The sequence below is a fragment of the Kordia sp. genome, from assembly GCF_045105435.1.
Taxonomy (GTDB): Bacteria; Bacteroidota; Bacteroidia; order Flavobacteriales; family Flavobacteriaceae; genus Kordia.
In genome coordinates, this window is record NZ_JBGCDL010000263.1 from 34,212 (window position 1) to 45,026 (window position 10,815).

A 10,815-nucleotide genomic window follows, 5' to 3' on the forward strand; every position below is an offset into this window, starting at 1 on the left:
AGTTACTTCGCTAAAACAATTGTGGTCAATTTACACAGTGAAATCAAATTGCCTTCTTCATCAACAACTCTAATTTCCCAAAGATGTGTTGTTCTTCCTTTGTGAATAAATCGTGCTGTAGCAAATACTTCACCTTCTTTTTTACTTTTTAAATGGTTGGCTGAAATTTCCAATCCTTTTACTTTGTATTTTGAAGCGTCTATAAACAAATGAGAAGCGGTACTTCCAACAGTTTCTGCCAGCGCAACTGTTGCGCCACCGTGTAATAAACCTTGTGGTTGATGCACACTTGGGTTTACGGGCATTTTAGCCGTTAAAAAGTCATCGCCAACATCGGTGTAGGAAATTTTTAAGGTTTCTAACAAGGTGTTTGGGACAATTGCATTGAGTTGCGCTAAAATTGCTTCTTTATTGAAATTCATTTGATATATTTATAAAAATTTATCGACTACTTTTTAGAGTTGCAAAAATACGAAACCCGAAGCATAATATGTACTAATGGAAGAAAAAGAAATTACATACCAAATTACAAATACGTATTCAACGATGAATGTCTTGACTGAAAAAACGAAGCATGTTTGGTTTGTATGTCACGGAATTGGTTTTTTGAGTCGTTATTTTATTAAATATTTCGATCAACTGAATGCCGAAGAAAATTACATCATTGCGCCACAAGCAGCTTCTAAATATTATTTAAAAAACGAATACAAACATGTTGGTGCAAGCTGGCTAACACGCGAAAACACACAGACAGAAATTACGAATGTAATGGCAAATTTGAACGCCATTTATCATGCAGAAAAAATTCCCGATCATGTGAATTTTTATGTATTGGGCTTTTCGCAAGGAGTTTCAGTGGCATTACGTTGGGTTTCGCGCTATAAAATTCCGTGTGATCGCTTGTATATTTATGCAGGAAGCATTCCCACAGAATTAACTTCGGAAGGTTTTGCCTATATCAACCCAAATAAAACAAAAATATATAACATCGTAGGATTGCAAGACGAGTATTTTACCGAAGCACGCATGCAGCAAGAACATGAAAAAATGGAATTGCTATTTGGTAATAACTACATTTTTAAAACATACGAAGGCACTCACAAAGTATCAAGAAACGTAGTAGAAATGCTGTTAAAGTCATAAAATGTAACGGACTTACCTACCTTTAGTAAGGCGATCACGTAATTCATTTGTATTTTTTTTATATAATTTTACAATTAGAAATCCACTACTGGGCAATTATTTTTAGTTTTCCTAAAAAACCTAAAGTAGCTCAGTCTCATCTATAATAATCAACCAACCTAAAAAAACGCATGACTTTTATAAGTGATGCGTTTTTCATTTCATTCATTATCAACACATTATCTTTGAAAATAAAATACACACACACTTTTGCAATTTCAATTACTTTGTATTCTCAGTATTTTGAACGAATAAAAAGAATGTGCTAAAGCATATTAATACCTCTAAACTCACATTTTTTTTTCTTTCTTTGTAAGCTATGATAGCTCCAACTATACTTACAAAAACTTTAAAAGAATATTTCGGATACGATACCTTTAGACCGCTTCAAGAGAAAATTATCACCTCAATTTTTGAAGGGGAAGATAATTTAGTAATTATGCCCACAGGTGGCGGGAAATCAATTTGTTTTCAACTGCCCGCTATTTTATTAGAAGGATTAACGATTGTCATTTCGCCATTGATTGCTTTGATGAAAGATCAAGTGGACGGATTGACTACAAACGGAATTGCAGCCGCATATTTGAATAGCAGTCAAACCGAAAGTGAACAACAAGAAATTTATACGAGAATTGACAAAGGTGAAATTAAGTTACTATACACGGCTCCTGAAAGTTTAACGTATTTAGAAAATATTTTCAGCAGTCAAACCATCAGTTTAATTGCTATTGATGAAGCGCATTGTATTTCTTCTTGGGGACACGATTTTCGACCAGCGTATACCAAACTTGGCTATTTAAAAAACCGTTTTCCGAACGTTCCATTAATTGCTTTAACTGCTACAGCCGATAAAGCTACACGACAAGATATTGCCAATCAATTGAATATTTCGCAGGCTACACAACATGTTGCGTCATTTGATCGAAAGAATTTAAAACTAGAAGTGCGTCCTGGAAACGATCGCGTCAAGCAAATTATCAATTTTGTAGACGAACGTCCAAATGAGAGCGGAATTATTTATTGTTTGAGTCGAAAAGCTACCGAAACAGTTGCCGAAAAGTTACAAGCTGCCAATATAAATGCGGTTGCCTATCATGCAGGAATTGGTCATGAGTTTCGCACTAAAATTCAAGAAGGTTTCATCAATGATACTACACAAGTAATTTGTGCTACGATTGCTTTTGGAATGGGAATTGACAAATCGAATGTACGTTGGGTAATTCACTACAACTTACCAAAAAACATTGAAGGATATTACCAAGAAATTGGTCGTGCCGGACGTGATGGTTTGCCATCTAACACCTTACTTTTTCATAGTTATAGCGATGTGATACAATTAAAAAAATTTGCCGAAGGTTCTGGAAATGTAGAAGTACAATTGGCAAAACTCGATCGTATGAAAGAGTATGCAGATGCACTGAGTTGTCGCCGAAAAATTTTACTGAGTTATTTTGGTGAATTAATTAGTGAAGATTGTGGAAATTGTGATGTATGCACGAATCCGCCACAGTTTTTTGATGGAACTATGATTGCGCAAAAAGCCTTATCTGCCGTAGCGCGTGTTAAAGGACAAGAACCTATTGGCACTGTGATTGACATATTGCGTGGCGCACAAAATGCTACAATTCACGAAAAAGGCTATCAAGAATTAAAAACCTACGGAATTGCCAAAGATATCGCTTGGCTCGACTGGAAACAGTACATTACGCAATTGATCAATTTGGGATATTTGGAAATTGCGTTCCATCAAAATAATAAACTAAAACTCACCGATTTTGCCAAAGATGTGTTGTTTGAAGGTAAAAAAGTAGATTTAGCGAATTTGGTGGAAGTCGAAAAAATAATAGAAGAAACAAAAAAGAAGAAAACAAAAGCATCTAAAAACTCACTCTTTGAGCGTTTGCGTGAATTGCGTTTAAAAATTTCCAAAGAAGAAAAAGTTCCTGCGTATCAAATTTTTAATGATGCCACTTTGCGTGAAATGGAAGCCGAACGCCCAATGTCTGACGAAGAATTTATTAGAATTAGTGGTGTTGGTCGTACCAAAATGATGAATTACGGACACGATTTTATCAAAGAAATTATCAATTTTACAAGCGAAAAGAAACGAAAACGCAAAGTTGATACGACACAAAAAACATTTGAATTGCACCAATTAGGTTTATCTGTTGAAGAAATTGCTCAAGAACGAAAACTTGCTAACGGAACTATTTTTTCACATATTTTCAAACTATACAATGCTGGAAAAAATATAAATATGCATCAGTTTATTGACAAGCACGACTTGGAAAGCATCCGAAAAGCAAAAAGTGAACTCGAAAATCCAGAAGCTTTAAAACCCTATTTTGAACATTTTCAGGAAGCCATTTCGTATGATGTTATCCGAATTGGTTTGGCAATTTTACAAGAAGAAGAAAAAGCATAATTTTTCATTCAAAACTTTAAATTCATAAAAAAAGCAGCTCAATTGAGCTGCTTTTCTACTTGTATATATTGTTAGGATTACTTGGCTTCTTCGAAGTCTATCTATTCGACTTCGCTCAAGACAGGCTACTTGACTTCTTCGAAGTCTACGTCTTGTACGTCTTCTCCATCTTTATCATCATCTCCTCCAGCAGAAGCATCTGGTCCAGGTTGTCCTGCGCCACCTTGTGCATCCGCTTGTGCTTTGTACATTTCTTCACTTGCTACTTTCCAAGCTTCATTGATTTTCTCTAAAGCAGGATCAATTACAGCGATGTCTTTACTTTCGTACGCTTTCTTTAATTCTTCCAAAGCGTCTTCAATTGGCTTCTTCTTATCATCAGATAATTTGTCACCAAATTCGCTCAATTGCTTTTCTGTTTGGAAAATCATAGAATCTGCGCTGTTTAACTTATCAGCCGTTTCTTTTGCTTGCTTATCCGCTTCTGCATTTGCTTCTGCTTCTTGCTTCATTTTCGCAATTTCTTCTTCTGTCAATCCTGAAGAAGCTTCAATACGAATGTTTTGCTCTTTATTTGTTCCTTTATCTTTTGCAGAAACATTGATAATTCCGTTCGCATCAATATCGAATGTTACTTCAATTTGAGGAGTTCCTCTTTGTGCTGGTGGAATTCCATCTAAATGAAAACGACCAATTGTTTTATTGTGTGCTGCCATTGGACGTTCACCTTGTAATACGTGAATTTCCACAGATGGTTGATTGTCTGCTGCAGTTGAGAATACTTGCGATTTTTTTGTTGGAATTGTAGTATTCGCATCAATTAATTTCGTCATTACATTCCCCATTGTTTCAATTCCTAATGAAAGTGGTGTAACGTCTAATAATAATACATCTTTTACATCTCCAGTTAAAACTCCTCCTTGAATTGCTGCACCAACGGCAACAACCTCATCTGGGTTTACTCCTTTACTTGGTTTTTTACCGAAGAATTTTTCTACTGCTTCTTGTACTGCTGGGATACGTGTTGATCCACCAACTAAGATAATTTCGTCAATATCTCCTGTGGATAAACCTGCATTTTTTAAGGCAGTTTGGCAAGGTTCGATTGTTCTTTTTACTAAATCGTCAATTAATTGCTCAAATTTAGCTCTTGATAATGAACGCACTAAGTGTTTTGGTCCGCTTGCAGTTGCTGTAATATAAGGTAAATTGATTTCTGTAGCTGAAGAACTAGATAATTCAATCTTCGCTTTTTCAGCAGCTTCTTTCAAACGTTGTAACGCCATTGGATCTTTACGTAAATCCATTGATTCATCTTTGTTGAATTCATCTGCTAACCAGTTAATGATTTTTTCATCAACATCATCACCTCCTAAGTGTGTGTCTCCGTCTGTAGCTAATACTTCAAAAACTCCATCACCTAATTCTAAGACAGAAACATCATGCGTTCCACCTCCAAAGTCAAAAACAGCAATTTTTTGATCTTGCCCTTTTTTATCTAATCCGTAAGCTAATGCCGCAGCAGTTGGCTCATTGATAATTCTTCTTACTTTTAAACCGGCAATTTCTCCAGCTTCTTTTGTTGCTTGACGTTGTGCATCATTAAAGTATGCAGGAACGGTAACTACAGCTTCCGTAACATCTTGTCCTAAGAATTCTTCGGCAGTTTTCTTCATTTTCTGAAGAATCATTGCTGATAATTCTTGTGGTGTGTATAAACGTCCGTCAATATCAACTCTAGGTGTATCGTTGTCTCCTTTTACTACTTTGTAAGGAACGCGTCCTGCTTCTCTTGAAGATTCAGAAAATTTGTTCCCCATAAAACGCTTAATTGAATAAACTGTTTTTGTAGGATTGGTTACTGCTTGTCTTTTTGCAGGATCTCCAACTTTAATTTCTCCACCTTCAACAAAAGCAATAACAGAAGGAGTTGTTCTTCTTCCCTCAGCATTTGCAATTACTACTGGCTCGTTACCTTCCATTACAGAAACACATGAGTTCGTAGTTCCTAAATCGATTCCAATAATTTTACTCATAACTTATTTTAAACTTTTATCTATTGTGTTGTGTTATACTTTATTTTAACTTTTTGCTTTTCTAATTTGTCTGTAATAAGTCAATGACTATGCCAACACTTAAATGAATAAATTTTGTCAGATTGCTGTCTGATTGTGGCAAAAATTAATGACAGGTTGTCATAAATTGTAATTAGGAATGTACACTAGCATGATTTCTTCTTTGAAAAGTATGATAAAAAAAGTCTCGAATTTCTAAATTGAAATTCGAGACCTTATTATATATTGTATTTACGTAACTTTTATGCTTCTTTTTTAGAAGACACATTTACTGCTAAAGTATAAATTACTAAACCGAAACCGATTTTGTTAATAGCATCTCCAATGTTATATATAACATCTAATGATAAACCTCCAAAGATTCCATCATACCAACCTGGTGTTCCTGCCATATATCCAATTGGATAAATTGACCAACCTACCAATACAAACCAACATAAAGTTTTGTGTGCTTTTAAAATATATCCTCCAGCTTCCACTGCCAATTTTTTTGCACTACCAAGCCAAATATCATACACAATTACGAAATAAGCTATACCAGAAATAAGTCCCCAAATTTGAGCTTGCTCTCTGTATACTGCTTCTCCTAAGTATCCTGTAACTAACATGACAACAGATAATAGGATTAAACGCCACATAAGTGATTTTTTAGCTCCTGCAACTTTTAAGATCAAGTAGAATTCAACACACATTAAAGGTACTGTTAAAATCCAGTCTACATAACGGAAAAATGTTGGCGAATCCTCAAAGGCAGCCCAATAATCGCGCATATACCAATAATGTACAGCCGCAATAAATGTAATAAGTCCTGACACTAGGATTGAAGTACGCCACTTTTTATCGAAATTATTCATTGATAAAAAGAAGAAAACTGAAGCAGCCATCATAGCCATACATCCTACAAAAAATGTAAACCCTACGTAATCGTCCGGTGCCATTTTAGCAACAAAAGGTAAGTTTAATAAATAATTCATAACTATATATTTGATTAATTAATAATTGATTTTTCTAGTTTTTGTTTAACTATTGGTTTAAAATCTTAAACAAAAGTAAAAAAAATGTAAATTTGACAATATGAAGCAGTTTTTTAAGGTAGATTATCAAGATTTTATGATAATTATTACGTTTTTCTTATTCTGGATCAGTATTCAGTTTGGAGAGGTAATTGAAGATACTATTGCTTATATTTTTGTTTTGAGTTTAGGAATTATTCATGGCGCAAATGATTTGAATATCCTGCAAAAAAAGAAAGTGAAGAAAAATAGCTTTGGGCAGTCGTTATTTGTTTATTTGATGATTATTCTGTTTTGCATGCTCACCTATGCAGTTGTTCCTTTTATTGCAATGCTTGCTTTTATTTTACTAAGTGCGTATCATTTTGGAGAGCAACATTTAGAAAAAAAGATCGTATCATTTAAAAAGTTGAGAGGATTTGTATATGCAATTTATGGATTGTTTATTTTTGCATTACTCTTTCACGAAAATATTGAAGATGTAAATAATATTCTTTCAAATTTGACTGCTACTGAAATAAGCTTGAAACTAGTTCAGTATGTATTGATCGTTTTGTCTGTTCTTCTTCTTTTAATTCCTGTGTATTCAAACTATAAAAAGATTCCGATAAAGATTAATTACTTTAAAGAGTTACTGTACTTATTCGTTTTGTTTTTAGTGTTTAAAACTGGATCTTTAATTTTTGGCTTTGCTGTTTATTTTGTGTTTTGGCATAGTATTCCTTCCATTACCGATCAAATACGATTTTTATTTGGTAAAGAGAGTAAACATTCAGTTACCAAATATTTTAAAGCCGCCTTTTTTTATTGGGTTTTAAGTATTGTTGGATTGGTTACTGCCTATTATTTTTTAGATACACAGCTTTTTAATACGGTTCTATTTTTAATCTTATTTGCTGTTACCGCTCCACATACATGGGTAATGAAGCGAATGAAGGAATAACTTGAAAAATACCTTTGCAATTTTCTGCTGTAAAATCACTACTAAATCTATTGACAATCTCTTGTAAAACCGCGTAAAATAGCAGTCAGCATTACTATTTTACGAAAACGTTTGAAAAAAAAATAAATCTTCGCTAATTTCAAACAATAAAAGTATATTTACCGCACAGAAGTAATTATATTAATTATGGAATATATTAGTGTTTTTGATATGCTAAAAATTGGTGTGGGTCCATCGAGTTCACATACTTTAGGTCCATGGCGTGCTGCCGAAAGTTGGATTAAAGAACTGAAAGCTGCTGACCTTTTTGATAATGTAACCTCTATTAAGGTTGACTTATTTGGTTCGTTGTCATTAACAGGACAAGGACATGCCACAGATTTGGCAGTGCTCCTAGGTTTGTACGGTGCCGATCCTGAAACCGTTCCTACCGAAAGTATTCCAACGATTGTAGAAACTATTACTGAAAAACAAATGCTATCTTTTAATCAAGAGAAAGATATTCCATTTACACCAAGTAAAGACATTATTTTTAATGGTGATTTTTTACCATTTCATCCAAACGGAATTACATTTCATGCCATTGTAAACCATAAGATACATTCTTCTACATTTTATTCTATTGGAGGCGGATTTGTAATTAAAGAAAATGAAACGCACGATGACACCGATCATCCAATTCGTATTTTTCCTTTTCCAATCAATAAAGCAACTGATTTACTTAATTTTTGTGAGAAAGAACAAAAGAAGATTTCTGAAGTTGTACTGTTGAATGAAACTTTATTACGCTTTCCAGAAGAAATTGATGCCGAATTGCGTCGCGTATGGAAAACCATGTTAGAATGTATGTATACAGGTTGCCATACAGAAGGTATTTTGCCTGGCGGACTGAATGTGAAACGCAGAGCGTATGATATTCATCAAAAATTAAAAGGTGATTTGCCGTATTCTTCTCCAGAAGAATGGCTGCAAACAATTCGGAAAACTACCGTGCGATTTCGTCAAATTTTTAAATGGGTAAGTTGTTTTGCGCTGTCTGTAAATGAAGTAAATGCTTCTTTAGGTCGTGTCGTAACTGCTCCAACAAACGGTAGTGCAGGCGTTATTCCTGCCGTTTTAATGTATTATTTGGTGATTGAAAATCACAAAGCAGATTTTAGTCATATCAAACGTTTTTTACTCGTTGCTGGTGAGATTGGAAGTATTTTCAAAAAAGGCGCAACAATTTCTGCTGCTATGGGCGGTTGTCAAGCTGAAATTGGTGTTTCGTCTGCCATGGCAGCTGGCGCATTGACAGAGTTGTATGGAGGTTCGCCAGAACAAGTGATGATTGCTGCCGAAATTGCCATGGAACATCATTTGGGAATGACCTGCGATCCTATTGGCGGTTTGGTACAAGTTCCGTGTATTGAACGAAATTCTATGGGCGCTATTAAAGCAATTAATGCAGCAGAATTAGCTATGGAAACCAATCCGGAAGATGTAAAAGTGCCGTTGGATACAGTTATCAATACCATGTGGGAAACTGCAAAAGACATGAATTCTAAGTATAAAGAAACTTCCGAAGGCGGATTGGCCGTTGGTGTGAATGTTGCGGATTGTTAGGTTTGTTTGTTGATTTGTTGATTTGTTGATTTGTAAATGTATCGAAGAAGTTTCAAACAAAAATCCAAATCGTGTTTGAAACAATCTAACAGCAAAGTGGTTTATATGGCAAAGCCAATCTAAACGCTACTCCTTACATCCTTTTTTACGTCGCGTATCAATTAGATAGATAATTTTCCATTGTCCGTTGTCTTTGAATAATTGAAACGAATTTACGCCGCAGTGTAAAAACGTTCCATTGAGCCAAAACTCATACGGTGTCCAAACATTTGCCATATTGCCATCAACTTGTACATTATAGGAAAGAATTTTTTCATTCCACGTTTGACTGTCTGGTCTGGTGACAACCGCTTTTATAAAACCATCCGCGGGTTGATTTCGCAATACAGCTTCTCCACTTTTTGTAGTGAATGTAGTTTGTAGAATTAAATCCTTGTGAACCACAGCTTGCATCATGACTGAATCTTTTTTATGAAAGCCTTCAAAGAATTGAATAACCGCTTGTTTTGCCGCTTTTTCGTCGTCCGTTTGTGCATTCAAGCGAAAGCTTACTATTAAAATTAAAAGGAATATATAAGGTTTCATGTGGATTGATTTTTTAGAAAATTAGCGTAAATAAATCAAAATCAGTCAAATTTTACCATAGTTTTAAGATTTTAACAGATCAATTCACAAGCAATTTAACTAGTTTTACTTCTATTAAGTATATGAATATGGATTCTTTAGCATTACAAAATACTATTTCTTGGTGGGAAAAGAAACGGATTGTTTTTAATATTCTTCTCGGAATTGTCGGCGCTGCCTCAGTAGCTACTTTCATTCCGCATACTTTTGGCTTGGAAGATTTTTTTGGAATTATTTTATGGGCAATTATGGCTAATATTTTATATTCTGTTGGAATTTTACTCGAAATAGCGAATCAGTATTATTTGAAAGGAAAACTCAATATTTTTCAATTTCGCCATTTATTTTTTGTTTTTGGAACACTTCCATATATGTTTCTTACTTGGTTGTATGCAAGCTATTATTATGAAGTTGTGATATATATTCAGTAATTAATTTTGAATGAAATCGATGCTATCAATCCTATTTTTATTGTTCTTCACTCATAGTTTCAGTCAAAATGAAGACAGAACTTATTTGGCGCACGGTCATAGTAGCGGTCCAGATTATTCATATTCTATTAGAGAAATTAGTATTCATTCAGATTCAACTTACACAAGTAAAAATTATCAAGTTGACAATAAAAAAGAATGGAAAAACTACAAACAGTATACACCTAGAGTTTCAAAAGGTTTCATTATTCGAAAAGGGAAATTTTTCATTCTAACAGAAAACAAAGATAATCCAGAATCATTTTTCTCTTGGACAGTAAAAATAAAAGACAAAAAGTTACTCTTTTTCTATCCGAATAGAAGAGGAATTTTAAAAAGATCGGCTGTTTACAAGCGAATCGATGCTAATTAAATTATAAAAATATATGTACAAATATCTACTCTTCTTTTTCTGTATTAGTTTTACACTAACAGCTCAAAATCAAGATGATGCTTTTTCACAACAGAAAAAGTTTCA

At 34.1% G+C, this 10,815-nt stretch carries 10 protein-coding genes; 6 read left to right on the forward strand and 4 right to left on the reverse strand.

From position 1 onward, the window contains the following. Nucleotides 1-2 precede the first annotated feature (2 nt). Nucleotides 3-422 carry a hotdog fold thioesterase gene (locus AB8B65_RS13510; protein WP_405301637.1) on the reverse strand — a complete coding sequence of 140 codons (420 nt, stop codon included), beginning with the start codon at nucleotides 420-422 and terminating at the stop codon, nucleotides 3-5. A gap of 76 nt (nucleotides 423-498) precedes the next feature. Here AB8B65_RS13510 and AB8B65_RS13515 point away from each other — a divergent pair, with 76 nt between their 5' ends. Together AB8B65_RS13515 and recQ are read left to right on the forward strand one after the other, a co-directional pair. Continuing rightward, nucleotides 499-1,143: an alpha/beta hydrolase gene (locus AB8B65_RS13515; RefSeq protein ID WP_405301638.1), complete on the forward strand. Its 645-nt coding sequence runs from the start codon at nucleotides 499-501 to the stop codon at nucleotides 1,141-1,143. Nucleotides 1,144-1,501: 358 nt separating this feature from the next. Next, entirely contained in the window at nucleotides 1,502-3,607 is a 2,106-nt protein-coding gene (recQ, locus tag AB8B65_RS13520) for a DNA helicase RecQ (RefSeq protein WP_405301639.1), read from the forward strand. A gap of 125 nt (nucleotides 3,608-3,732) precedes the next feature. Here recQ and dnaK read toward each other — a convergent pair whose 3' ends face one another. Further along, on the reverse strand, nucleotides 3,733-5,643 hold the full coding sequence (dnaK, locus tag AB8B65_RS13525) for a molecular chaperone DnaK (RefSeq protein WP_405301640.1): 1,911 nt from the start codon (nucleotides 5,641-5,643) through the stop codon (nucleotides 3,733-3,735). 281 nt (nucleotides 5,644-5,924) lie between these two features. Next, a complete protein-coding gene (locus AB8B65_RS13530; RefSeq protein ID WP_405301641.1) occupies nucleotides 5,925-6,656 on the reverse strand; it encodes a bacteriorhodopsin-like in 732 nt (243 codons plus the stop codon). Nucleotides 6,657-6,756: 100 nt separating this feature from the next. On the opposite strand from AB8B65_RS13530, the gene AB8B65_RS13535 reads away from it, so the two are divergent. Together AB8B65_RS13535 and AB8B65_RS13540 are read left to right on the forward strand one after the other, a co-directional pair. Further along, nucleotides 6,757-7,638, forward strand: coding sequence for a Brp/Blh family beta-carotene 15,15'-dioxygenase (locus AB8B65_RS13535; protein WP_405301642.1), 882 nt, complete (start codon nucleotides 6,757-6,759; stop codon nucleotides 7,636-7,638). Nucleotides 7,639-7,824: 186 nt separating this feature from the next. Next, nucleotides 7,825-9,243 carry an L-serine ammonia-lyase gene (locus tag AB8B65_RS13540; protein ID WP_405301643.1) on the forward strand — a complete coding sequence of 473 codons (1,419 nt, stop codon included), beginning with the start codon at nucleotides 7,825-7,827 and terminating at the stop codon, nucleotides 9,241-9,243. 126 nt (nucleotides 9,244-9,369) lie between these two features. Here AB8B65_RS13540 and AB8B65_RS13545 read toward each other — a convergent pair whose 3' ends face one another. After that, complete coding sequence (locus AB8B65_RS13545) at nucleotides 9,370-9,828, reverse strand: nuclear transport factor 2 family protein (RefSeq protein WP_405301644.1); 459 nt, start codon at nucleotides 9,826-9,828, stop codon at nucleotides 9,370-9,372. 128 nt (nucleotides 9,829-9,956) lie between these two features. On the opposite strand from AB8B65_RS13545, the gene AB8B65_RS13550 reads away from it, so the two are divergent. Continuing rightward, nucleotides 9,957-10,298 (forward strand): hypothetical protein, encoded by a 342-nt coding sequence (locus tag AB8B65_RS13550; protein WP_405301645.1) that lies wholly within the window; start codon nucleotides 9,957-9,959, stop codon nucleotides 10,296-10,298. A 19-nt stretch (nucleotides 10,299-10,317) separates the two neighbouring features. Next, the gene (locus AB8B65_RS13555) at nucleotides 10,318-10,710 is read left to right on the forward strand and encodes a hypothetical protein (protein WP_405301646.1); all 393 of its coding nucleotides are present in this window, start codon (nucleotides 10,318-10,320) and stop codon (nucleotides 10,708-10,710) included. The last annotated feature ends 105 nt before the right edge of the window (nucleotides 10,711-10,815 follow it).